The sequence below is a fragment of the Colwellia sp. BRX8-9 genome (genome assembly GCF_014077245.1).
Taxonomy (GTDB): domain Bacteria; phylum Pseudomonadota; class Gammaproteobacteria; order Enterobacterales; family Alteromonadaceae; genus Colwellia_A.
The window spans coordinates 141,534-168,500 of the sequence record NZ_JACGVN010000010.1; the positions used below are offsets into that span (position 1 = coordinate 141,534).

At 38.2% G+C, this 26,967-nt stretch carries 15 protein-coding genes; 5 read left to right on the forward strand and 10 right to left on the reverse strand.

Features of this window, described 5'->3' with window-relative positions:
- Positions 1–4 precede the first annotated feature (4 nt).
- The 7 genes from coxB to H4J70_RS10610 all read right to left on the reverse strand — a co-directional run bounded on the left by coxB (position 5) and on the right by H4J70_RS10610 (position 12,004).
- A complete protein-coding gene (gene coxB / locus H4J70_RS10580) occupies positions 5–1,561 on the reverse strand; it encodes a cytochrome c oxidase subunit II (protein ID WP_404842493.1) in 1,557 nt (518 codons plus the stop codon).
- Between the two features lie 565 nt (positions 1,562–2,126).
- Entirely contained in the window at positions 2,127–2,762 is a 636-nt protein-coding gene (lexA, locus tag H4J70_RS10585) for a transcriptional repressor LexA (protein ID WP_182175283.1), read from the reverse strand.
- A gap of 76 nt (positions 2,763–2,838) precedes the next feature.
- Entirely contained in the window at positions 2,839–3,657 is an 819-nt protein-coding gene (locus H4J70_RS10590; RefSeq protein WP_310733553.1) for an alpha/beta fold hydrolase, read from the reverse strand.
- A gap of 201 nt (positions 3,658–3,858) precedes the next feature.
- Complete coding sequence (locus H4J70_RS10595) at positions 3,859–3,984, reverse strand: hypothetical protein (RefSeq protein WP_259366801.1); 126 nt, start codon at positions 3,982–3,984, stop codon at positions 3,859–3,861.
- 31 nt (positions 3,985–4,015) lie between these two features.
- The gene (locus H4J70_RS10600; protein ID WP_182251096.1) at positions 4,016–9,238 is read right to left on the reverse strand and encodes a DNA repair ATPase; all 5,223 of its coding nucleotides are present in this window, start codon (positions 9,236–9,238) and stop codon (positions 4,016–4,018) included.
- A 73-nt stretch (positions 9,239–9,311) separates the two neighbouring features.
- On the reverse strand, positions 9,312–11,294 hold the full coding sequence (locus H4J70_RS10605) for a flotillin family protein (protein ID WP_197517579.1): 1,983 nt from the start codon (positions 11,292–11,294) through the stop codon (positions 9,312–9,314).
- Between the two features lie 71 nt (positions 11,295–11,365).
- On the reverse strand, positions 11,366–12,004 hold the full coding sequence (locus H4J70_RS10610) for an OB-fold-containig protein (RefSeq protein ID WP_182242172.1): 639 nt from the start codon (positions 12,002–12,004) through the stop codon (positions 11,366–11,368).
- Positions 12,005–12,275: 271 nt separating this feature from the next.
- Here H4J70_RS10610 and H4J70_RS10615 point away from each other — a divergent pair, with 271 nt between their 5' ends.
- From H4J70_RS10615 to H4J70_RS10630, 4 genes are all read left to right on the forward strand, one after another.
- Positions 12,276–12,824: a zf-TFIIB domain-containing protein gene (locus H4J70_RS10615; protein WP_182182251.1), complete on the forward strand. Its 549-nt coding sequence runs from the start codon at positions 12,276–12,278 to the stop codon at positions 12,822–12,824.
- A gap of 21 nt (positions 12,825–12,845) precedes the next feature.
- Complete coding sequence (locus tag H4J70_RS10620) at positions 12,846–13,268, forward strand: hypothetical protein (protein ID WP_070375479.1); 423 nt, start codon at positions 12,846–12,848, stop codon at positions 13,266–13,268.
- A 21-nt stretch (positions 13,269–13,289) separates the two neighbouring features.
- Positions 13,290–13,820 (forward strand): DUF6942 family protein, encoded by a 531-nt coding sequence (locus H4J70_RS10625; RefSeq protein WP_182251097.1) that lies wholly within the window; start codon positions 13,290–13,292, stop codon positions 13,818–13,820.
- A 120-nt stretch (positions 13,821–13,940) separates the two neighbouring features.
- Entirely contained in the window at positions 13,941–16,940 is a 3,000-nt protein-coding gene (locus H4J70_RS10630) for an ATP-binding protein (protein WP_259366370.1), read from the forward strand.
- Between the two features lie 17 nt (positions 16,941–16,957).
- Here the strand turns inward: H4J70_RS10630 and H4J70_RS10635 are convergent, their stop codons facing one another.
- The 3 genes from H4J70_RS10635 to H4J70_RS10645 form a co-directional block, all read right to left on the reverse strand.
- Entirely contained in the window at positions 16,958–20,128 is a 3,171-nt protein-coding gene (locus H4J70_RS10635) for a two-component regulator propeller domain-containing protein (protein WP_182251098.1), read from the reverse strand.
- Between the two features lie 100 nt (positions 20,129–20,228).
- On the reverse strand, positions 20,229–21,926 hold the full coding sequence (locus H4J70_RS10640; protein ID WP_220470380.1) for a S8 family peptidase: 1,698 nt from the start codon (positions 21,924–21,926) through the stop codon (positions 20,229–20,231).
- Between the two features lie 294 nt (positions 21,927–22,220).
- Positions 22,221–24,059, reverse strand: a complete 1,839-nt coding sequence (locus H4J70_RS10645; protein ID WP_182230517.1) for a S8 family serine peptidase — start codon at positions 24,057–24,059, stop codon at positions 22,221–22,223.
- A 440-nt stretch (positions 24,060–24,499) separates the two neighbouring features.
- On the opposite strand from H4J70_RS10645, the gene H4J70_RS10650 reads away from it, so the two are divergent.
- Positions 24,500–26,875 (forward strand): S8 family serine peptidase, encoded by a 2,376-nt coding sequence (locus H4J70_RS10650; RefSeq protein ID WP_182251099.1) that lies wholly within the window; start codon positions 24,500–24,502, stop codon positions 26,873–26,875.
- Positions 26,876–26,967: the final 92 nt, after the last annotated feature.

The window sequence follows — 26,967 nt, forward strand, 5'->3', positions numbered from 1 at the left end:
CCTCCTACTTCGCACTAGCAGCATCAACAGCTGCAGGTTGTACTAAATCACCGGTGTTATTGCCCCAAGCATTACGCTCATAAGTAACAACTGCCGCTATTTCGGTTTTAGTTAACTGGCTACCAAAAGCAGCCATAGCAGGGTTTTTCTTACTGCCATTAATAACCATATCTATATGCACAGCAATATCACCCAGTGCAATTGCACTACCTTTTAGTGCTGGAAATGCCGGAGGTAAACCCGCACCAGAAACTTGATGACAAGCAGCACAAGCTTTCATGTAAACTTGCTCACCCATAACCATCAGTTCATCTTCGCTGTACACTTTAGTTAGATCTTCTACTGGGGCTTCTTCAGCAACCATTTCAGCAACTGCTACCGGTGTTTCTGTGTCATTGCCTGATCCCTTAGCAGCACCTTTAACATCAGCGGCTTGTACGGCATCACCGGTATTGTTACCCCAAGCATTACGCTCGTAGGTCACAACTGCAGCAATTTGCTTCATACTTAACTGCTTACCATAAGCTTGCATACCTGTACCCGCTTTACCATTGAGTACAATATCAATATGCGCGGCAATACTACCCGTAGCAACTGGACTTCCTTTAAGTGCAGGAAATGCAGGAGGTAGACCAGCACCAGAAACTTGATGACAGGCAGCACAGTGGGCAATATAGGTAGTTTCACCCAAGGTCATCAATTCATCCATTGATGCGGAAGCGTTAAGAGATGCTTTCTCAGCAGCAGCGGCTTGAGCGTTGAGTTGGTGTTGTTCATCAAGCCATTTTGCATAGTCTGCTTCAGACTTTACTTCGACAACAATTGGCATAAAACCATGGTCTTTGCCACAAAGCTCAGCACACTGACCTCGGTATATCCCAGGCTTGTCAACTTTTGTCCATGCTTCATTAATAAATCCTGGGTTAGCATCTTGCTTTACAGCAAAAGCAGGTACCCACCAAGCATGAATAACGTCGTCAGAAGTGATTAAAAATCGTACTTTTTTATTAACTGGAATGACAAGGTGTTTATCAACTTCGAGTAGGTAATTTTCACCTTTGACTTTATCGCCAGCATCAACATTAAGGTGTTTACCTTCTTGTGTTTCATACTGTGATCTTGGCGTCGATAAAACGGAGTAGAACTCAATATCTTGATCAAAATATTTGTAATGCCATTTCCACTGAGAGGCGGTAACTTGAATGGTAACGTCAGAATCGTCGTTATTTTCCATTTCAATCAGTGTTTTTGTTGCTGGTACAGCCATAGCGATAAGAATGACAATGGGAATTGCTGTCCAGAGGATTTCTACTTTTGTACTTTCATGAAAATCTGCTGATTTAGCCCCTTTGGATTTTCGATGGAAAACCATTGACCAAAACATAGCACCAAAAACGACCACACCAATTGCTACACATATATACATTGCGAGCATATGTAGATCGTAAACATCTCTACTTACTTCTGTTACACCCTTGGTCAGATTTAATTGCATATCTGCCCAAGCTGAACTGGAAAGAACACTCCCCAACAACAGCCAACCTAGGTTACGTCTTTTCACACGACATCTCCTTCACCCTATAAAAGTTTAAAACTTGATACCTAGGACAAAACACATCCTTTAGTACGGATTTTTATTATTTTCTTAGCGATTTTGTTATCAACCAGTTAGCGTCGACAACATCGCCTTATATTTATATTTGTACACATTCCAAACTAGAATTACTTAAAAGTTGATCTGGGTCAATTTAAAAATCGAGCTATTTTAAAATAAAAACCAATAAAAACAATAGAGTATCAACTCTAATACAAGCAAAGGCCTAATAACAAAGGGCTGTAGCCGTAGTATTAAAAATAAACAGCTGAGTATAAATACGCGTATTGCAAAAATTGATCTTGGTTGTTTTTTAATCAGAGAAAGATAAAGTTGTTTGAATGGGCTTTAGAATGAAAATTATTCTTAGTAAAGAGAAAGGTTTGCATGAAAAGAATACGAAAGGTTAGAAAAGCAAACTTTAGCCTATTTTATACACTAAAGTTTGCGGAGCAGTTTGACGTAATTAATACTATATTTGTTAGATAAATTGATTTAGTTACCACCAAGTTTATTGGATAGGTTAACTTAACTACATCCAGTCTGCCGAGCGAATAACGCCAACAGCCAACCCTTCAATATTAAACTCTTGATCAGACAAATCGACTTTTATAGGAGAGAAGTCATCATTTTCTGCATGTAAGTAAACGATGTTACCTTCTCGTTTATAACGTTTAACCGTAACATTTTCTTCGACACGAGCAACAATTACTTGGCCATTCTGTACATCGGTCGTTTGATGAACCGCTAACAAGTCACCATCAAGTATGCCGATATTTTTCATGCTTTCGCCATTAACTCTCAATAAGTAATCAGCAGCTGGGTGGAACAAATTACCATCAACTTTGTAATGATCTTCAACATGCTCTGCAGCTAAAATAGGTTCACCTGCAGCCACTCTGCCGATTAAAGGTAAACCGGCTTCTTCCATTAACTTCTCAGTCAAACGAATGCCGCGAGAAGTACCTGGCAACATTTCTATATAGCCTTTTTTAGCCAAAGCTTTTAAATGTTCCTCTGCTGCATTTGCTGATTTAAAGCCAAAAAACTTGGCTATTTCAGCACGCGTTGGTGGCATGCCCGTATCGCTTATTTTGTCTTTGATCAGATCAAAAACTTGTTGTTGTCGGTTCGTTAGAGGGCGTAATTCGCTGATTTCATTTAGCATAGGGAGCCTGTAAATTTACACAGTTGTTACTGTGAGTATATACAGGTCGTTAGTAAAGGCAAGTTTTCTAGCCGAATTATTTTTGAAAACTCCCTGATTTTAAATAATGGATAACTTGTTCGATAACTTTTTCGTTTTTCATCATAAATGGATGGGTCGTTTCCATTTCAATGTGATCATTCATACCATCAAGTTTGGTACTAGCAACCGAAACTTTACCATCATCTTTATCAGGAATAAGTGTTGATAATATCCAATTAATACTTTGATTACCGGCAATAACACCCAAATCAAAATTAGCATTGCCAAGGTTACTAGGGACACTGAATTCGCCGGTACCTAATTGCATACCCGCATCACCATTGATGAAACTAAAACCAGGTGTATTTTTTAGTTTATCAACAACTTCACTGCCTTTGTTTGGTGGACCTAGCATCACGACTTTATGTAAATTAGGTATTTTATGCATACTTAAATATTGGCGAACTAATATACCGCCCATTGAATGGGTAACAAAGTTAACTTGGCGATTTTCACAAATTAATAGCGCTTTAGAAATCACTTTTTCAGCCAACTCTTCTATCGAATAATCTCTAGAAGGGTAGTTGATATTTATCACAAAATATCCTTCTGCTAACAATCGTTTTTCAATAGCTTTCATGGAGTTAGCCGAACGTGCAAGCCCATGCAGTAAAATTACACATTCACCATTAGCTAAAGAATCTGCTGGCTCTTCAAAAGAAGCTTGAATTTTATAGCCACGTTCAACCGAAGTATCTAAGCTTTCTTGTTCAATCATATTTTTTAAACGAGTTTCTGCATCAGTAATTTTTTTACTAAATTGTTCTTTAAGTAGCGCTAGGTCTGACTTAAGTGCTGCAATTTTTTCATTCATAGCTGCGCTCCATCATTTTTTATGTTGAACGTTAATTATTGACGCTTTATTCACTTTTGAAAACAAGCGAGATAATATTTTTTAAAGCGCGGTTTGAGTATCATTTTAAAAGGGCTAATAACTTTAAACATCTACCATTAGCATTCAGTCATGTGTTTATAGGGAGTATAACGTTATGTGTTCTCGGTTTGGCAATAAATATTAATTTCTGCGCAGTGCTTTACACTCAGGTAACTCCCAAGGATGCATCGCTAACAACAAACCAATATGTTGTCGTTTGTCTAAAGGTAACAAGGCATCTTCTTGGTTTATCTTTACTACTGGCAACTATTTTCTCGTTTAGCATAGCCGATGTTAACTAGGTCTCGTCCGCAGAAAGCTCATCGCTACTTTGTTTTCCTGAAGCGAGTTCTCGACTAATTTTTTGAATATGGGTCTCAGAACTTTTTACTGATTTTTCAGTAGTCAGGTGCAATGTTTTTAAAGTATCAATCATCGCCAAATCGACATTTTTATTACTTTGTAACGCGTTAACCAGCGGCGTTAAAAAAGACGCCATATTTTCACTAAATAACGCCAAAGTTTCGGCTAACGCTGAATCATCTGGTTTTTCAATATTCACTTGCAGTTTAAGACTGGCAAGCGTTTCATTCAAACTATCTAACGCTGCAGATTTAGGCTCTAACAAAGCTTCTCCTATTTGATTGAGCCCTTTTTGCAATAACGATATTTGGCTCGCAACAGCCGCAATCGGGTTATCACTATCACCCAAGTTTTGATGACGAACAAAATCTGCCTTAATTTGTTGCCAACGCACTTTTTCTTCACTGGTTTGATTGTTGCGCAGCTCGGCTAATTTAAGTAAATTTTCTTCAGCGCCTATGGTGAGTGTTTGCGCTTCACCGCGATAATGATCGGCGATAAGCTGCTCAACTTCCTCCTCGGTCATAACAGGTACTACTTTTTCCGCCATCTTATTCATATTGCGATAGCTTCCTTGTAACTTGAACGAAGGCTCAGTGCGGTACTTATCGTCTTGGGCGGCAGAGGCAATGTACTGTTGATTTGCTTTTAATACCGTCGCTTGAATTTTACGAATACGTTTAATAACCGCAACTATTTCATTAACCTCTGCTTGTGAGTAATTATGCTTTAGCTCAGTTGTGGCAACTTGTTGACCATCGGCAATTTTAACCAAGTTATAGAGGTCGTCCATATCTCGGGTCGCTAGTGGTGCGATATAGCGATTACTGGTTAAGCTATTTTCAATAAAGCTTAAAGAGAACTCTTCTTCTCGACCACTTAAGGTATCACCTAAGTTATAAATATCGGCTCGGTTAGCCAACATATCAGGAATGCTAAATGCTTCTCCTGATTCGGTATAAGGGTTACCAGCCATGACAACTGCAAATTTTTTGCCACGCATATCATAGGTTTTACTGTCACCATTCCAAACACCATCCACTTTTCTTGAGCCATCACATAAGGAAATAAACTTTTGTAAAAACTCAGGATTAGTATGCTGAATATCATCAAGGTACAACATAACATTGTTACCCATTTCGAAGGCTAAGTTAATCTTTTCAACTTCATTTTTAGCTGTTGAGTTGTTTGCCTGAGCGGGATCTAGTGACAACTGATCGTGTCCTATCGACGGACAGTTTATTTTAACAAAGGTCATACCTAGCTTACTGGCAACGTATTCAATAAGCGTTGTTTTACCATAACCTGGGGGAGAAATAAGCAGTAATAATCCCATTAAATCAGAACGTTTATTATTACCAGCTGCGCCAATTTGTTTAGCTAAATTAATACCAATAATCGGGAAATAAACATCATTAATTAATTTATTACGCACAAACGAAGACAGCGCTCTTGGTTTAAACTCTTCTAATCGTAAGCGTTTACGTTGTGCCGCTAATACCTTTTGTTTTTGAATATGAAAACCTTTGAATGCCGGTTCATGTTCATTTTTAAATTGGCGAAGTCGAGTGATAAATTCTTGATAATTTATCGCAATTTTTCTGTCCGATATTTGCCCATGCTGCCCCAATAAACCGTCAACAACACTTTCGGTGTCAGCCAATGAAGTATAGAATTCACATTGCTCTTGCATCAGCATAAAAATTGCGGCTTCATCAATAATATCTTGATGGATATTCATACTCTGGTGCGAAGAAAAAGCCTGCAACCACGCCCAGTAAAGTTGATATTTTTGCTCTAGTGTCGAACAACCCAATAATGCGCCACTGAGTTGTTTTTCTAAGCTCTTATGCTTTAACTGACTCTCCAGTTGATTAGCTAACTCAACGCTACTTTCTTTAATAACAAATTTCTGTTCGGCTAAAGCTAACTCTTTTAATAGGTAGGTTGCTGACAATAACGTGTCGCATTTCAGCCAAGGTTGACTTTCAATATAGCTATCTAATAGCGTAGCCAATTCTTTAATAAGCTGATGACGTAATTGACTATCACCAAAAGTTTCTTCCATGATATAGAGATTATGACTGCGCTGTAATAAATCTTTTCTACTGTTATCAGCTAATTCTGTGGTGAAAAAAAGTAGCGCGAGTCTTCTTTCCAAGACCGGATAAGCTAACAAGCCAATAGATTCTCTTAAAGCAAGTAATTGCTTTAGAATTAATGCCGCATCGGCATCATGCACGCCCTTATCATAACCTTCTTGATAACGTGGCTCAGCCGCTTTTCTAACCACCTCACCTAATTCATTGTTTTTTACCGCCGCTTTTAAACACTCAAGTTGCGCTTGGCCAGCAAATTCAGCCTCAAATAATAGTGTTGCCGCTAAATACTCTCCTCGGTAGACCTTGTCAGATTCAGAGACCAGCGCTTGCTGCCAAAGGTATTCAGTACCAACAAATAATTCAGCGGGTAGCGTTTCAAAGTATTCACTACCACTGATATGCAAGACCATGTCACCATCACGAGGTAATAAGGTCAGTTCTAATTTTTGACGATTCACCGAAAATTGGTGGTCCCCTATTTTAACTAAACTACCGTCAGCAGAGTAAATATCCGTTTTATCTCTCAGTGCTCTTATGCCCTGCTCTTTAGCATTTTTTAATTGAGCGTCAATGTCATCAGCTCTAACATTGTCATCAAGCTCTCTAAGCTGTGAAATTAGTTGCCTAAGCTTGGCAACCATAGGATCGCCAGCAAAATAGCTGTTTAATTTGTCTTGCTCACTAAACGATTGACTCCGTCTGATCACACCTTCAATAATGCGCTCGGCTGCCGTCATCAAATTCAAACAACGACGCTGCTGTGCATCCATTAGCTGCTGCTTATGTTGTTCAAAATTATCGTATATCTCATCTCTTTTAGTGATGATTTCATTATAAAATTCATCATAATCACTAAACTGACTTTCTAAGTCTTCTAACTGAATTAGAATTTGAGAAAGTTGCTCATCACATGCTTGCGGGGAATCACTCGCATTTAAAGCACTGGTAACACTTTGGCTTAACAGTTTAAATCGAGCACCAAATTCTGCTCGTGCCTCTTCACTACCGACACTTTTAGCCGCCAAATCAGCATTAGCTTTAACGCGGTTTATTTGACTAAAAACTGCTGAAATATCTTCCAGAATACGTGTTCTTTGTCGGCTATCTTCAATTTTTAGTGACAACATTGTGCGGTTAAGTAATTCTAATCCTTGCACAAGCTCTTCAATCTCCGTACGAATCGGCTTTAATGAGCTAACCGACTCACTTTTTTCTATCGCCTTTTCTAATGTAACTATGGTCTTTTGATAAGGCGTTAAAGCATCGTCTTGTTGGAGAAAATCAGCGGTTGCTTGGCTAAGTTCTTTCGTTAACGTATCTAAGTGAGATTCCATGGCATTAATTGCGTCAACATCGATATAACGTAAGTCTTTATGAGAAATCAATTCACCTTTAAATTGGGCTAACGCCGATAAGCAGTCAACGAATTGTGAGGCATGCTCAAAACCCGAGATTTGAACTTGTGTTACTAGCTCGGCTAGCTTTTCTTTTGCTTGAATCAAGGCCCGATCAGAGTTTTCTTTAATGCTGGTGACTTTTTCAAATTCATCTATAACCAATTCAGAAGTGATCGCGATTTGCTTGATAAGATCATGCAGCAAACCGAGCTCTTTATCATTGAGCCAATGATATTTATCAAAAATTTGCTTAGACTCTTTTACTAAGTCATTAAAATGCTGCGCACTTGGTGTTTGCACCGAGATCAATTTAGCGACACTGTATAAATCAGAAATACCGCGGACCAGTTCAGGATTACCTATTTTGCCAAAGAAGCTATTATCAACCGGTTGGTTACTAGCAAACTCTTCACTACAAAAAGGCGTTTGCCATATTTGCATGGCATGAACACGTGATGGCTCGGACTCGGCGTTAAAAACCACGGCTCTGCCGTTATTGTATAAACTTTGCCCATGACCATAAATAGGGTTTTGCAATGTTCTCGTAATTAAATTATAACCAAACAAAGCGTACTGCCCTTCATTTGGCTCATAAAATATATAGAGAAAGTCTTCACCATTTGGCGACTTTACCACTCGGTGCAATTGTAAATCTTCGGCATTATCTTCAAAGCTTTTGTGTTCACCATTTTGCAAATAGTATCCACCAGGAAAAATAATACCGTGGTCTTCTGGTAACTGAATACAAGCATGAGCAATAGCATCTTGCCTGATCACTTGCTGAGTTTTAGCATTAAAAATTAAATGGCGAGTGTCAGTTTCACGATACGGCTTTATTTTCAATAAAATAAGCTCACCCACTCTGGCGTAATGGATTTCAGCGTCATCTATAGACTGATGTTCATCTTCGACTGGCTCAGAATATATACCTTGACCTGCGGTGGTATTATTCTCAACTTTTAAAGTAATTGAGCCACCAATAGCTTCGACAAACAAGATGTCATATAAATTATAATGTGGGTGTTTACCTTGCTCTTGTTGCTCTCGAGATACTTTATGCCATTCAAAGTCAAAGTTTTCTGGCTGCTTTATATCTCTTTCACCACGATTATCGATATAGCTAACTTGGTGATCAGCGTCGATACCCCAACGAAAGACTCTAATATCGTCAAGGCGTTCACCAATTCGAAAGATGGCAAATACTTTACTGCCTTGTCGATAAACATGGGCTAGAAATGTTTTTTTGTAATAGGTGTATAACTCATCAAAATCACGGACAAACTCAGCATCGTCAAGAAAACTATCTTGTACCGGAAGATCAATAATCTCAATGTCATCTTTATCACCTTTTATTTGGTGCAAACTAAAAACATCTGAGACGGTAATATTGCGCTTTAAACCGAGAAAGACGTTATAGCCAAAAAGTAAGGTATCTCCGATGGCGGCAATATCTCTAGCAACACAATTATGCTCAGTTCTAACCCGCACACGAGCATCAACTTTCATCTCGGTGGAGCCAAACGTAACAATGCGCTTGTCATTTAGCTGCTTAATTTGTGTATTAAGATCACTGCCTAAGGCTGACAATCTGCGCTGAATAAGTTCATATGAACCCCCTTCCGCAACAGCCTGATTAGTGACGCTATCCTTATCTGACATATGAGACTCCATGAGCTAATGCACAGTTATCCTTGAATGGAACACTGTGCATTGCTTAATTAATACTTGATGACTATTTTTCGTCTGACGAGTTTTTGTTCGCTAAGTTTAACAAACTAGCCAATGCGCCTTTTTGAGTGTCGTCGGCATTATTTAATGTTGATAATAACTTAGACATATTAAAATTTTTCATGGTTTCACTCGTTTGAGCAGCACCAGCGAGCACACCACCTAAATCGTCCATAATATTGCGGTCGCCATTTAAGTGATCTTTAAACAAGGTTTTTACTGTTTCACTTTCATTAACTAAGCCATCGATAGACTTACCAACCGTGATAGAGTTCATAAACTGACGTAAGAACTCGCCATCGCCGCCCATAATATTAATATTGGCTTCACTTAATGCCGTTGCTAATACACCCGCTTGCTTCTCAGCTAACGCAACACTATTTTCTAGTTTCGCTAAGGTTAATTCACGCTCTTGATTTAAACGTAAACCAAAGGTTTCAAACTCTCTGGCTTGTTCAGACATAGCGTTAAGTACATCTTGTTTTTCACGTAAACCCGTCGCTTCTGCTAAGGCTTTTTCTTGTATACCTTTAGCTTCAGCGGTCAATTTAAGTTCGAGTGTTTTAGCTTCAGCCTCGCCTTGTCTTTCGTGTGCATCAGCTTGCGCTAAGGTAATTTGAGCCTCAGCAAGCCCTTGCGATGCAGCTTCTGCTTGATTACCCTCAGCCAATATTTTCTTCGACTCTGCCTGTTTACTCGCCGCTTTCAATTCAGCATCGGCAATGGTTTGCATTTTTCTTGCGATATGCTCAGCCGCTTGTTCTTGCGCTTTAGCTGATTCAATATCTTTAACCAATGCTTGCTCAGCCTCACCTTTGGCTTTGATAACCAATTCATCTTTTTGGCGGTTCGCTTCTGAAACCACACGTAAATCTTTAATAAGCTCTTCTTCTTCAGCGACGCCTTTTTCAACCATGATGCGTTCACGCTGTACTTCAGCAATATTTTTACGCTCTATTTCTAGGGCTTTTTCTTTATCGATTCGTAGTGTTTCAACTTCTTTTTCACGATCTATTTCTTCGACTTGACGAGCACGTTTCACTTTTTCTTCTTCGATAGCCACGGCTCTAAAACGATTTTGTTGCGCGATATCAGCTTCACGCTGTTTATTTTCTTCAGCTACAGCGACTGTCTGTTCAGTCGCTATTCTTGCCTGTTCAGACTTACAAAACTCTTCTTGCACAATTTTAGCTGTTTCCGCTTCTTCTCGAGCTTCTACAGTAGAAATTTCTCGCGTCTGTTTAGCTTGGGCATCGGCTAATTGGCGATCAAGTTCTAAACCTTTTTCTTTAGCATCAATATCTTGTCGTTTAATTCGTATTTCTTCTTGGCGTTTCAAGTCATTGGTTTCAACACTTTGTTGAGCGGTTAACTCGGTAATGCGCCTAATACCTTCAGCATCCATAATATTATTAGGATCTAAATCGTTAATCGATGTTTGTTCAAGAAAATCAATCGCGACATCTTCAAGTACGTAACCTGATAAATCTTGGCCAATAACTTCTTTAATCTTGTCACGAAAAATATCTCGTTGAGTAAAAAGATCAGTAAAGTTTAATTGTTTTCCGACAGTTTTAAGGGCTTCAGAAAACTTCGCTTCAAAAAGTTCTTGTAGGGTTTCAGGGAAAGAAGAGCGCTCACAACCAACTTGTTTTGCCACACGGAGAATGTCTTCTTTGGTTTCATTAACCCGGATATAAAAGGTAATAGTAATATCAGCACGAATGTTATCTTGGCAAATAAGCCCAGATCGCCCTTTTCGTTCTAACATCATTCGCTTAGTAGAAATATCCATAATTTCTTTTTTATGGATAATAGGAATAACCATACCGCCATTAGTACTTATTTCTGGTTCAGCGCCGAGCTTATTAATGATTAATGCCTGGCCCTGCTCTACTTTATGATAAAATTTAGCCATCATAATTAATAGTGAAAAGACTAAAAGTACGCCAATGCCAATCGCTAGATAAAGTGGTTCCATTACCATGTTTTTTTTCCTTTTATGTAAATGCAATGGTCACAACTGCGTGACCAAGTCTCTTATAATGTGATTATGATTTATTCGTCATACGGCGCGACAATATAGATATGCTTTTCTTTTAAATATTCTATCAGTAGCACATTGTCACCCTTTTTTAAGCGGTGTTCTGGGTCACAGCGTACATCTAGTAAAATTTCTGCGCCCTTATTATATATTCGTACTTGACCAAAGGTTTCACTAACCGTTTGCGTTGCAATCGTCGCACTTTTACCGACCAGCTGAATACTCATAGAGGTTTCAACACTTTTAAACATTCCTTTTAAGGGGCGAATAACAATTGCAGTTAATGGCAGGGAAATTAGAAAGACAATAAAACCACTAACAACGCCGAACAGATAATATAACCAACCATCGGGTAGCCAAGCTAAAATATATAATTGCAGGTAAAAGCTGATTAGCCAGCAAATAAGGATAATAATGCTAAAAACTAAGGTGAACGGCACCCCCGTTAAACCAAAAGTCAGCATAAAACCGGTCAGCCCGCCAACAGAAGTATCAAGTTCGGTGTCTACTTCGACGTCAAGATCTGCATCTCCAGCTAATCCTAAATCGACCAGGCCTAACATGCCAATAAGCCAATAAACAACCACGACACCTAGCAGTGTCGAATATATTACGGTGGGAAATTTTGAAGCGACTTCTAGTAGCTGTTCCATTGTTTATCCTTAAAGCACATAGCGAACACCGGCTAATCATTGTGGTGTTTATTCTTTATATGTACCATACACCTGTGACATAATATGTCAATAAATACAGTTTTTATAAAATTCAAATAAAACAAATTAGCATATTGTTTACATAAAATCATAAAAATAAAAGCCTACAGTATCCTGATTTTATTCATTTTACTCGTGACTTATATCAATCAATGATTATATGATGGTTTACGTAAATTTTACAAAGATAACATTTAACAGGGACATAATAATGAAATGTACTAGTTGTAAGCAGGGTGAGTTAACCCCTAGTTTTATCGAAGGGCTTTTTAGAGCACATACTTGTTCGAATTGTGGTGGGCATTGGATCTTAATTGAAGATTATGTCGCTTGGAAAGAGCGTAACCCACAGTTTTCTTTTGATAACAATATTCAATGTGAAGTTGTTGAAACGAAACAAGCCATGTTATGCCCAGTAACAGGCACTATTATGCGTAAATTTCGACTATCTGCCTCGACAAATCACCGTATTGACTACAGTGTCAATGTCGGTGGTGTTTGGTTAGATAAAGGTGAATGGGAATTACTCAAAAAAGAAAATTTAGCGGGTTCCTTAAATACGGTACTAACCGCACATTGGCAACGCAACATTCGTATTAATAGCACGAAAGAAAACTTTGCAGAAATATACCAAGATAAATTTGGTGAAGAAAATTATGCGAAAGTTAAAGCCCTTAGAGAGTGGCTATATCAGCAACCAAACAAAGCCGATTTAAGAGCTTATCTTCTTGCTGAAGAGCCCTACTCAGCTGAAAAATAACAAAGATAATAAGGAATACCCATGAAAGGAGCAGGTGGAACTTCGGGTGGCTTAAGTCACTTTTTTATTGGCATCATTATGATGTGTAGTGGTTTTTATATGCTACTAAATTCGATCACAGTAACATCTACTTTTGGCATGGGCGTTCGCCTGTATGCTTTTTCAGCTATGGGTGGCAACTATAATGTAACTAGTGGCATGATAATGATCCCTTTCATATTTGGTGTTGGGCTTATTTTTTATAACAGTAAAAATATTTTAGGTTGGGTGTTAGCTATTGGCTCGATATCAGGATTAATCTTTGGGGTAATATCTTCAATAAGGTTTACCTTTAAGACCATGAGTTCTTTTGATTTAATCGTAATACTTATATTAGCCATCGGTGGGCTAGGTTTATTTTTACGTTCTTTAAAAACCTTAGATAATGCCTTACCTGATGAATAGACAGCAGTACTGTAATATCACGTGAGTAATATTGGCTTAGGTTGCTCAAACTTTAGCGTCGCCGTTTATATTGGCAATAAACCGAGTATGCTTGAATATCACCAATTATCTTGTCTATCGCCGCTAACCTTGGGCGAAATAGAGATGGTTAATCAAGCTTGTGGCAATGGTTGGCGGAAAGTTTTCAATGTTTATGCGAAGCTGCTTTACGCACTCGATAAAGAAAAATTCGCTTACTCAACACTTGCGCCAACTTGGCAAAAATATCGAGAGCGATTTTTGCTGCAGCAAGGCTCTCAAACGGCTTTATTATTTTCTCCGCCTCAGTTATCAACCACTAAGCAAACTCTGCATATTATTTGTGGAAAAACCTACGCCAAAAATTTGTTAGCGACAAATCAACTAAACGCTAATTTCACTTGGCTAGATGAGCAATTTGCTATTGATAAAGCTAAAAATTTAATTGTGTGTCCCTATTTTGATTATCGGCAATTGTCGAATGCTAATATTGAAAAATTAGCCTTTTTACTCAACGATATAAATAGCCAGTGAAAGCTTTTCATTCATTTATATAGTGTTAAATTAATGTATACTATATTTATTAAAGGAGAAAATAATTAGCCTCATGATTAGGCAACATACTAAACGTCACTTTAATATTGGATCACATCATTGCTATATTTTAATAAAAAAACACTTTTATTTATTACAATAATTTTAACCTTATTACCCTATGCAACGATCACCAGCACTCTTGATATTTCCTCTGCTCTTTTGCTATCACTTCCTACTATATTATTACAGGCTACCGCAGTATTCTTTGTTGTTCATAGCTATTTACAGACCAGATCACGTTCATTAAAATTGTTCTGGCAGTTTTTCTCTCTCGCTATTATCATTGATCTTATTTCGGGTGTTATCTTCGCAGGTAACTACATAAACACACCCCCGATCCTGCAAGATTTTTTCTCTTTGTTCAGTTACTTTTTTATCTTACTGGCCATAGAAACCAACCCGCATCTAAGCGAAACGCCACTCAATAAATACATTGCGGGTCGAGTGCCAGCACTATTTTTTACAGTCACCTGTTTTTGTTATTTCGTACTGCTGCCAGAAGAGTTTTCAAAAGCGTTAGATCACAGGTTATTACCGTCATTATTATTTCACATCACCATTTCTGGCCTCATTTTTATTAGACTAATCAGCTGTGTTATTTTTTGTCATGAAAAATTTTGGCGCGCTATTTATTGGCCATTAGCCATTGCCTCATTAGCTTTGTTAGTTGATAACACTAATAGTTATTTTCTTCTTCAAGAGCAAGCCCTTTATAAAGACAATTATACGAACAGCTTAATAGCGTTAATCCCATACTGTGGTCTTATTTTTGCCGCAAGTGCATCATTAAACATTCAAAGACCGACCAAACCTATTTCAAAAGATACCTTTCCCGAATTTTACATTTTATTGCTGGTGAGTATTATTTTTAGCATTCATATCGTTGGTTTAGAAGTTGGGGCACACTACATTACAAATTCTTTCTGGCAGTCTTTTGTTATTGGTATTTGGGGCGTTATTGCTTTTATTTTAGTCATTCTTATTGCTTACAATAAAAGAAAAAACACGCTCGAATTCAAGGAAAACGCTTTCACTCAGCAACAAGAACAAAAAGAGTTAATACAGACCAACCATAAATTACTCAGCTCAATTCTTAATAGTGAAGACAAAGCCATTGTCCGAGCATCTAATAATGCTATTTTGACGACATCAACGGGCGGCGAAATATTATCGTCAAACCCTGCCGCAGTTCAATTGTTCCAAAGTTTAGAACATGAATTGAAAGGCACGAATGTCAGCGCACTTTTTTCTGCAGAAGACACTATGCATTACTTTTTTGGCTTCAAAAGTAATGTATACGCCTTACAACGTAAAGATATCGGTATTTCAGTAGAGTGTGCTGCTCGACGTGCCGATGGTACTGAATTCCCAGTTCAGGTTGAATTGCAGTGGGCAGATCGCGAAGAACAACCCCTTATTGTTATTACCTTTATTAATTTAACTTCACGAAAGTTAGCTGAAAAGCAGATGTTAGATTTAAAAGATAAGTTTATTGCGAACATTTCCCATGAGTTTAGGACGCCATTGACAATTATTAATGGCATTTTAGACCAATATCTACTCAAAGCTCACAGTAAAGAAGAAGGGTTGGAACTTACTACCGCTAAGCGTAATGGTTTGCGTTTAGTTCGTATGGTTGAACAACTATTAGAACTCTCTCGCCTTACTGACAACCCTAAGCTTTCATTGTCTACTTATCGATTAAGTCAGTTAATGGCTATGCCAATTGATTCATTTTCACGCTTAGCTAAACAAAATGATTTAAGTTTTGATGCTGAAATATCTGATGATCTTTGGCTAGAATGCGACGCTCAAGGTTTTGAGAAAATCATCTTCAACTTACTTGCTAATGCGATTAAATATACACCTGCTGGCGGTAGCATCAAGGTCAGTGCTTATGTTGATCAAGATAATGTTATTTTAGAGATTACAGATACCGGCATAGGTATTAATCAAGCATCACAAAGTAAAATCTTTGAACGCTTTCAAAGAGCTGATGATGAAAAAAATCATGCTGTTTTTGGTGTAGGTATTGGTTTATCTTTAGTTAATGAATTGGTAAAAGCGCATAACTGGCGTATCAATTTAGTCAGTGAATACAATAAAGGCAGTAAGTTTTCTCTATCAATCCCTTTAGCTACCGCTGTCGAAATAGAAACTCAAGTGCCAATGAGTGTATCTCAAAGCGAAGTATCATCATTGCTGTTAGAACAAAATAATAATAAAACTAAAGCAAAAAATCATTTACATAATGTCGTGTTAGTTATTGAAGATAATCTCGATATGCAAAATCACATAAAACGTGTGGTTGAACAGCAACATCATTGTTTATTAGCAATGAGCGGCGAACAAGGACTGCTCATCGCCGAGGAATATATACCAGACCTTATCGTATGCGATATAATGCTAACGGGCATTGATGGCTTCGAAGTACTTAAACAATTAAAAGAAAATGAACTTACTTCTCATATTCCCGTTATTTTGCTTACCGCCCGTTCAGACTTAGATAGTCGACTTCACGGCCTAAATTTACAAGCAGATGAGTATTTAAGTAAACCTTTCAATCAACAGGAATTATTAATACGTATTGAAAATTTGATTGAAAATCGTAAATTACTCCAGCAGAACTATTTACATAAATTTCGTGACCATCAAAAAGAACAACAAAAAGAAAGTAGCGTAAAAAAAGTGTCGCAGTTAACTCCAAGCGAAAGTGCTATCTTATCCGTTGATGAAAAGTTTATAGAAAAGCTAGAAACCATTGTTGCTAAGATGTACTTGGAAACTGATTTAGGTATTCAAGATCTAGCCAGTAATATGGCGATGAGTGAACGCCAACTGCAGCGAAAAATGAAAGTAACACTGGGCACAACACCTAATAACTTCATTAAAGAGTTCCGTCTAGCAAAAGCACAGATATTGCTACAAAATGGTTCTAAAATTGGCAGAATAGCCTTAGATGTTGGTTTTTCTTCACAAACATATTTTGGTCGATGCTTTAAAGAGTCGTTTAACTGCACCCCAAAACAATATCAACAACAATTCATTAAAAGCTAACCACAAAGCTACTCAGGCTAACCTTGCTTAACTTGGATGTTATGCTTAAGTGTCGCTAGATCAGCGCCTTGAATCACCGCTAAGTAGCTAAAGGGTTGTATCTTAGGTTCACATAAGCCAAGCCAAGCAATCGCTGGCTCTTCGCTTGTTAATGTTAAGCCAAGTTCAATCATCACACTGACTTGATCCCACGATATTTCCATAGGTTGCTCTCTATTAAACGGATAAAAAGAATAAGCAATATTCATCGAAATTTTATCGTCGAATTGTTTTTCAAATTTACTTGCTAACCGCGCTGCTAACTCACCAGCATTGTTGTCTTTTTCATAACCAATAACAGCAAAGGTATCATCGGACCAACGAACAACTAGGTCATCGGTATTTCTGCTAAACAGTAATAAATCAGTAATGTTAATCAACTGGCTATTACTGATATTGGTCAACTCATTAACCTGAACCATTAAGACGTAAAGACGGGGTAAAGTGCTCCGCTGTACGGGTAGAATATTCTGATGAATTTGATTCATCAGCTGGCTAGTTTGCTCAATATAAATATCAAGATAGCGGCGACTTCGTACCCCAGTTACTTTATCTACCGTTGCCGACTTTTCAAGTAGAATATTGGCATGTTCAAGTTCGCTATTTTGCGATTGTAACTTTTGCGTTTTCTCTTTGACCTGCTCTTTAAGGTAAGATTTTTGTAGTTGTTCAACCAATAGTTTTCGATTCAAAAAGCGTGAATAGACTAATAACGTTAAAGCTACTGCCATGGCATACAATAAATAAGCCCACCAAGTATTCCAAGGTGCTGGTTTAACCGTAATAGCTAATGAATAACCCGGTTCACTCCAAACATTGTCGTTATTTCCAGCAATAATTTGCAGTGTATAACTACCTGCAGGTAAATTTGTATAAGTGGCTCGTCGTGATTTACCTGCAGCTATCCACTCCTCATCAAAGCCTAACAAGCGATACTTATAAAGAGTTGACTCCGGATTGGCATAGTTTAAACCAACATATTCAAAGGAAATCAGCTGATCACTGTAATCAAACTCCAATTGACTTAAGTTAGATAAATTACTGCCGAGAGACATAGGTTCATTCAGCTTTAATATGCTCGTTAATCGTACTTCTGGAACGGACAAGCTAGTATTAATTTTTTCTGGGTTAATAGTACTCATTCCTTTGCCTGAACCAAAATACAATGTATTGTTTGCCCCTGAAAAAATAGCACTGTGATTATATTCAAGGTCTATTAGGCCATGAGTCAGGTCAAAGTGCTTAAACTCAGAATTATCTGGTGAGTATCGAGAAATACCCTCACTTGTACTTAACCAGATATCTTCATGGATATCCTCAACTATTCCAAAAACAGTAAGGCTTTTCATCCCATCTTTTGAGCCTAAATGTTTAAATGAGAAGTTCTCATTTTTCATGTCTTCGTAACTCAAAATGTCGAGGCCTGTTCCCTGAGTTCCGACCCAAAGGTTTTTATACTTGTCTAATAACATAAACAAAGTAATATCGTTTGAAAGACTTTTTGATACATTTTTGTCGTGCATAATATGAATGAAGGTTTCAGATTTAGGATCGAAACGATTTAAACCACCACCATAGGTAGCAATCCATAAATATCCATCATGATCTTCTAAAAGATGCAAAATATGGTTACTACTAATACTTTGCTTAGATGCACTGTCATTTTGCGTAAACCGGGTAAAACCACCATCAGCATTTAACTTATTCAGCCCTTGCTGAAATGTAGATACCCATATGTTACCCTGCTGATCTTTAATAATATCGGTAATACTATTAGCGGAGATGGAGCGAGGATTGTTTACTTCATGTTGATATTTAATAATATTTTTTGACTTTAAATCAATTTTGAATAAACCAGAACCACGCGTGCCAACCCAAAGAGTATCACTGTCAGGGTCTGCTAATAAGGTCATAATCCTCAGTTCAGAAAAGTATTGATTTAAATCTAGCCTATAAATTTCAATATCTTTGACTGAAAATTGGTAAATTCCCCCGCTGTATGTACTAAAAAGGACCATCCCGTTTTTAAACTGCGCAAAACTAGTTACGTTGCTATTAATTATATTATCGTTAGTCTGCGCACTATGTTGACTGAATGTCGCCATACGTGGATCCCAGCTATTGACCCCTGTTAAAGTACCTATCCAAATCATATTATTTTTGTCTTCAAACACAGATAATATAAAATTACTGCTTAAGCTACGCTGATTATTTCCTTCATGGGTATACCGTTTGAAATTATTTGCTAATTCGTTGTAAATCAACAGACCTTTATCGGTTGCTATCCATAACTGATTATGGGAATCCTGATAAATCGTTTTAATTGTATTACTAGCGATAGTCGAAGCGTCATTTTCATCATAGACATAATGAGTATATTGCCCATTTTTCGTATTATATTTTATTAAGCCATTCTCAGCGGTTCCAATCCAAACATTCCCTAACGAATCTTGATGCAAGGAATTAACAAACTTACTAATATAAATACTTGATTCTTTATCACCTATCTTTACAGTTTGAATAAAGTCACCGTCTAAATCAAATACGGATATACCACCGCCATTGGTAGCTACCCAAACTTTATTATCTTTGGTTTCAATGATTTCGTGTACTGTATTGTGAGTTAAGCTATTCGGATTACCAAGCTCTTGGAGTATGTGCTTTACTTCCCATTTCCCTTGGGATTTCGACAAAATATTAATGCCACTTTCAGTGCCTATCCATAGCTTTCCTTCAGAATCTTCAAATAAGGTATTAATGACGTCATTGCTTAATGCAATATCTTTGGTTTCAGTCGTAATATGAAAAAAATCTTCAGACTGTTCGCGATATAAATTTAGTCCACCGCCGGTGGTTCCAACCCAAAACTGTTGTTTTGAATCGATAAAAATTCGACTTATAGCGTCTGAGCTCAATGAATTAGCCCTATCATCATCATGATGAAAACTTAAAAATTGATAACCATCAAACCGATGCAATCCTTCATGTGACCCAAACCACATAAAACCATTATTATCTTGCGCAATAGTTCTGACAAATTGGTAGGACATAGGATTGTCGACACCAAAATTTTTAAATAATTTGACTTCTTTGGCAAAAATAGAGGGGCTAACGAAGAAAATGAAAAAGAAGATTAAGTAGTTTTTCATAAAGTTATTCACTTTAGGGGAGTTAGGCATTGCACTATTAAGTTAATAATAGAACAAAAGAACAAGCCACTGAATGATTACAGTGGCTGCTGTTAGAGAGCTATTGTTGTTCGACCCACAGATTTACATCAATTGTGGTATGGTCAGTCCCATCCCAGTTTACTTTCCAAAGCACTGCATCTGACTCAAGGTTGACTTTCCAAAGCACAGCATCTGTTTCGAAATCAACTTTCCAAAGTACTGCATCAGTTGATGCTGTATTTTTCCAAAATTGATTATCTGAACCATAATTTACCTTCCACAATACAGCACTACCGTCTACTGTACCTTCATTGAGTTTCCAAACATAATCCTCTCCCAATCCCTCGATATAAAAATTACCGTCTGAGTCGATGTTGGCAGGTCCTGAAAAATGTTCATTACCAGCAATGTCTTGTGCAATATCTAATGCTTGATTCGCACATGCTGAAGCGTTACTAGCTAATGCATCCGCCACATTAACCACGCCTGAACCTTGTTGAAATACGCTATAAGCAAGTTCACCGTTATTATCGAATGCGGTATGAGCACTGTCCATTAGTCTACACTTAACTTCGTCAGGAGTTAACGTTGGATCTTGGGTCAACATCAATGCCACTACACCAGAAACAACGCCAGCAGCTTGCGATGTACCTGACATTTCAAAATATCGTCCGCCGTCGTGAAATTCTGGATGTTCCTGAACGATTTGAGTATCAAAAGCCATTAATCCTGATAAATGACCGCCTGGTGCGACAATTTCTGGTTTAACAAATCCTTCGACTGTCGGGCCGGCCGAACTAAAACTAGCGACTATGTCATCACTTAAATAAGAAGGCGTATAGTTATCAGTCATCGCACCAACGGTAATTATATAAGGTACATTACCTGGAACGCCGATTGTCATAGGGCCAGGACCACTGTTACCAGCAGAAGCAACGACAACAATACCAGCTTGCCATGCTTTCATTACTGCTTGGTTAAGTGGGTCTTCCCAATAGTATGAACGAGCTGGCCCACTGAACGACATGTTCAATACTTTTAAATTGATTTGATCTTTAACTTGTAGCGCCCAATCTATGCCACGAATAACGTCTGCATAGGTCGCCTTGCCTTCGGCATCAAAGGCTTTAATCCCAACTAATGCAGCATTCGGCGCAACACCATACACTTTACCGTAAGCGTCGTAATCTGCATTGCCAGCAATACTGGCGACATGCGTACCGTGGCCACTTTCTTCATTACTATAATTACTGATATTGTTATTAACCGCATCATAAGTTCCCCAGAACTTATCCCGACCATATAAATCAGTAGATAAACCTGAAGATGTTCCTTCTAATTGATCAAGGCCTGTATCTAAAAAACCAATAGTTACACCATCGCCAAAATTGTAGGCCGAATGAGCAGCAGAGGCCTCAATTAAGTCATTAACGACAGACTTTGGCTGCCATTTGCGCTTGCCCCAAGCATTACCACCAGACATTTCTACATGATGATTTTGCGTAACTTGAATATCTAACTGTGCATGTAACTGAGCCAACTGTTCAATATTAAGAGAAACGGCAACAGCATTGATAATAGCTAATTTATGCGTTGGTTGAACGTTTAGCGTTGCTAATTCTGTTTGCAATAATTGATAGTTATTTGAAGAAATAATGTACGATTGCTTTTGTGCATCTACATTTTTATTAAGTGTTGTATGGATCAGCCAAACAGTTACGCTGATAAGACCTAAAAGTGAGAGTGGTTTTATAATGTTTTTTACAGAAATATTCAAAATTTTTATCCCCTTTTCCCGTTACATCTTTTAAAAACGTCAGGGTAATTTAACTTAATGTTTGTAATTTAAATTTAAACAATTGTACATTTAAACAATTTTTAATAATTAGTTACAAAATACACATTGATTGTGAACATAAACTAAACCGGACCCAACCTGTAATAACTTATGAGTATATACATATAACTACAAATTATTACATATTACTAAAATAAAAATATCCAGCTCAAATAATGAACTGGATATCAACTAGTTAATAAGACTACTTCCTTGTACTAATAACGTATAAATCTAGAAATTAACTGTCGTTTCCGTAGAACAATTACTAGTTCCTTGGTCACAGACTTTATATGTAAACGAACCAGAAGTTCTAAAGCTGTCGGTGTAAGCACCATCGTTTGCCGTTGTTGTTCTTAAAGAACCATTACGGATAATATCGACACTTGCAGTGGCTGCACCTGACCAAGTTACGTCAACTTTGTTTTTACCTTTAGCCTTGTATCCTGATGCGTCAGCAGTAATATCGCCACCTTCTACTGGAGGAGGAGTAACAACGCCACCACCACAACCATTAGCGGTTAAGTAATCGCTAGCCGCTTTTGCTTTAACGATACCGTGACCAAAGTAGTCATCGTGACCTGTAGCGCCGTTATCTTCCGCTGTTGATTTTAGTGCATCACGAATTTCTGTACCCGTACAACCGTTATGATTAGACCAAACTAGCGCAGCAATACCAGATACTGCTGGTGTTGCCATTGAAGTACCGCTCATGAAACCGTAATCGCTAGCTCCAATGTTAATATCAACTGTATTTGCTGCTAATAACGCTGCTCCATCTTCTTGAGAAGCCCCTACTGCAGGAATGCTAGTTGCGTTAGTGTCTCCCAAAGTACCATATAGCATACCAGGTTCGTTATTATATAGAACCGCACCGATACCGCCTGAAAGTTCACAGTTATTCACTTTATCATGGAAAGAAATAACGCCACGCTCTATAACACAAACCATACCGTTTGCGCCTGAATCAGTAGACTCTGCAGTACCCATGTTGTAAGTATTACCTGAAACTGACCCTGAGTTTTCCATTGCAGAGGAAGCAAAAGCAACGCCATCAGCACTCATTGAAGCGCTAGTTGCCATACCCGCCGGGTAAGTAGATAATGTATCGACACCACCAGCTGTTACTTCAACACAAATAGTTTCGTCTGTGACAGTCGTTGCATTTTTGCCTTTACCTGAAGTAGCTGTACAGCTTGGAAATTGTGAGAAGTCTGCAATAGCGTTGTTATTGTCGTTTGCACCAATCATCATTACTGAAGAGTAACCCGCTGGGAATGAACGAACATTGTTACCATCGTTACCTGCTGCCGCTACAACTAAACCGCCAGCATCTGTAAATGCTTTAAATGCGTTCTCTTCAGTGCTGTTTGCACCACCACCACCCAAACTCATGCTGATAATGTTCGCGCCAGCGCCAGAACAAATATTTGCTGCATAAGCTAAATCAGAAGAGTATCCCCAACCTGCTTCGTTAAATACTTTAACAATATGCATATCAACGCCAGGTGCCATACCAACAACACCAAAACCGTTATCTGCAGCACCAATGGTACCGGCTACGTGAGTACCGTGTGGGCCACCGTTTTCATCCCAGTTACCTGTGCCTGAATCATTAGTACCAGTGATATTGTTCCAAATAAAATCTTGGTTAGAGCGATCTAAACCTGAATCGATAACACATACCTTCATACCTGCGCCAGCGTTAAAGTTAACTTGGTCAGCTTGAGATTGAACAACCGCATAAGGAGTAAGTTGAGTTGTAGCAGGGTTGCCTGCAGTATCACTATATACAGAAAGTGGTACACGGCGTTGATCTTCTTCGATCATTTGAATATGTGGGTTATTTAATAAACCTTTAACTTGGCTTAAGTCTTTACCAGCGAATGAAGCAGCGATAAAACCTTTGCCGTCAACTTTTAATTCGCCGCCTAATTTTTTAGCGAGAGCTTTAACAAGGCCTTTTTTACTTTCGTCTACTTTAATAATGTATCGATCATCGGCAGCTTGTGCTGAAAATGCTGCGGTAACGGCTAAAGCAATAATTGATGTCGTAAATTTAGAAGCTTTCATATGTTCTACTCTCTCTTATATATAGGGACGTTGTTTATATTATTTTTATGATCAACGTTATGTTTTATTTTATTGAGCAGTCCTTACTATCTTGATGATGACTTATTTATCTTGGTTAAATCAGTATCGTGCATCTTGCATAATTCGATAATATCAAGTCAGAAAATATTCCCTAGCAAAATAGCGACAGCTTTTCGAAAAAAAACGACAAAATAAAAATAAAATCTATTGTTTCATGTAGATAACTACAAAAACAAAAACCACCTTGTCGCTTTACTATGAAAAACAGTCTGTGGTTTGCTAGTTAAAATATCGCAAACAAGCCATTATTTTTGCAATGGGTTTTCACCCACTAAAGCAATACATAATAAAATACGTTGAAGGTAGCCTAGGCAAACGTTCAAATTAAACGTAAAAATAAACGATGGAGTTTATATCAGATGAGAAATAACAAACGCCTTGCACTCAGTGCAGTAGCCTTATCTATTCTAACCGTAACTAGCGCGGCAAGTTATGCGAGCCAAGCTAAAATTAATAAAGTAAATAAAAGCGGAATGGAATCTGCCCAATCAACAACATTAAGTTTTGCTGATTGGCGTGCACAACAAATGCTCGAAAAGCAGGATTTTACTGATCGTTTAATTGTTAAATATAAAAACAAGAAAAACGGAAAAGCAATCCCTCCAGGATTAGCGAAAAAAGCAGGCTTATCGTTAAAACACGAAAAGATTTTGAAAAATGGTCATCACATTATTTCTTTTGGTAAAGAAAAGAACATTAAAGATGTGAAAACCATGATCAACCGCATGAAAAAGGACTCATCAATTGAGTTCATTGAGCCTGATTACAAACGCTTTTTAATGGCGCAAAATCAACCTTGGGGTATCGCACAAACACAATCAGACCAATTAACTGATAACGACGGCGCAAATATGACCGTGTGTATTATTGATTCTGGTTATGAACAGGCAAATCCTGATTTAAATGCTAACAATGCTTCAGGTACCAATAACTCAGGTACTGGAAATTGGTATCAAAACGGGGGGTCTCACGGTACTCACGTAGCCGGTACTATTGCTGGTGTTAATAACAGTGAAGGTGTTGTTGGTATTATGCCAAACACCAATGTAAATCTGCATATTGTTAAAGTATTTAATGAAGCGGGTTGGGGTTATGTTGGCGAGTTAAGTGATGCAGTTGATACTTGTGTAAATAATGGCGCAAAAGTTATTAACATGAGTTTAGGTGGTGCAGGTTCAAGTGTTACTGAGAAAAACGCATTACAAGCCGCTGCTGATTCTGGCGTATTATTAGTTGCCGCTTCAGGTAATGATGGCAATACCACATTATCTTACCCTGCTTCTTATGACGCTGTTATGGCTGTTGGCGCACTTGATAGCAACAATCAACATGCTGAGTTTTCTCAATACACACCACAAGTTGAAATTTCTGCGCCTGGTGAAGCTGTTTTATCAACCGTTGCTGGCGATGGTCGCTTAGGTTTTATTAACTTAGGTTCAACAACTTATGCTAATGATATTGTGCCACAAACTCATTACATTGAAAGTGGTGGTAGCTTCATCGTAAGCAATGTAGATAGCAGTGCAAACGGTGTTTTAGCAAGTTGTACACTTTCAGGAAGTAACTACAGCTGTAGTAATGTTGCTGGTAATATTTGTTTAGCAGAACGTAATGACAACCAAAAAGGCAGTAATTACCCCGAAATAAACCCAGCTAAAGCTTGTGCTGATGCAGGTGCCTCTGGTGTTATTGTTTATAGTGACAGTACTCGTCCTGGTTTACAAAATCCATTCTTAGTTGATTCTACTAACGCTGTTTCAGTGCCCAGTGTTTCGGTTAGTCGTGCGTTGGGTCAGCAATTATTGACGCAGTTAGGCAGTGCGGCAACGTTAACGGTTAACGGCTCGCAAAACTATGCTTATTACAACGGTACTTCAATGGCTACGCCTCATGTTACAGGTGTTGCAGCGATTGTTTGGAGTAATAACATTGATTGTAGCGCTGACGAAGTTCGAAGTGCATTAAAATCAACGGCTATTGATCTTGATGTTGCTGGCCGCGATGACAAGACAGGTTTTGGCTTAGTACAAGCAAAAGCAGCGTCTGATGCATTAGCTGCAACTTGTGGTGGTAGCGTAACACCACCACCGCCACCAACTGGTGATGATGTATTAAGTAATGGCACAACCAAAACTGGTTTAGCTTCAAGTACTGAACTTAGCTTTACAATGGAAGTTCCAGCGGGTGCAACAGACCTAACATTTAATATGGCTGGTGGAACAGGTGATGCTGATTTATATGTTAAATTTGGTTCAGCACCTACAAGTACTAGCTATGACTGTCGTCCTTATGCTGGTGGTAATAGTGAAAGTTGTCCTATTAGTACGGCACAAGCGGGCACTTATTATGTGAAAGTTGTTGCCTACTCAGCTTTCTCTGGTGTTAACTTAACAGGTAGCTTTACTGAACCTACAACAGGTGGCGGAGCAACCGGCGGCAGTGCATCTTTAACGGATATTAGTGTCGCTCGTCAAGCATGGACTTATTACACCATTAACGTACCAGCCGGCATGGCAACATTAGACTTCACGATGAGTGGTGGTACTGGTGATGCTGATTTATATATTCGACGTGGCGCACAGCCAACATCATCAACTTATGATTGTCGCCCATACAAAGGTGGCAATAATGAAGTCTGTTCATTTACCAGCCCTGTAGCAGACACTTGGCATATCGGTATTTACGGCTATTCAGCTGCTAGTGGTGTAAGCTTGGATGTTGTTTATAATCCTTAGAACGTCATAAATTAGCGATTATATTAATGGTAAAGACTAAAGGGGGGAGCATTATTAATGCTCCCCCCTTTTTATTTACAACAACATATTAG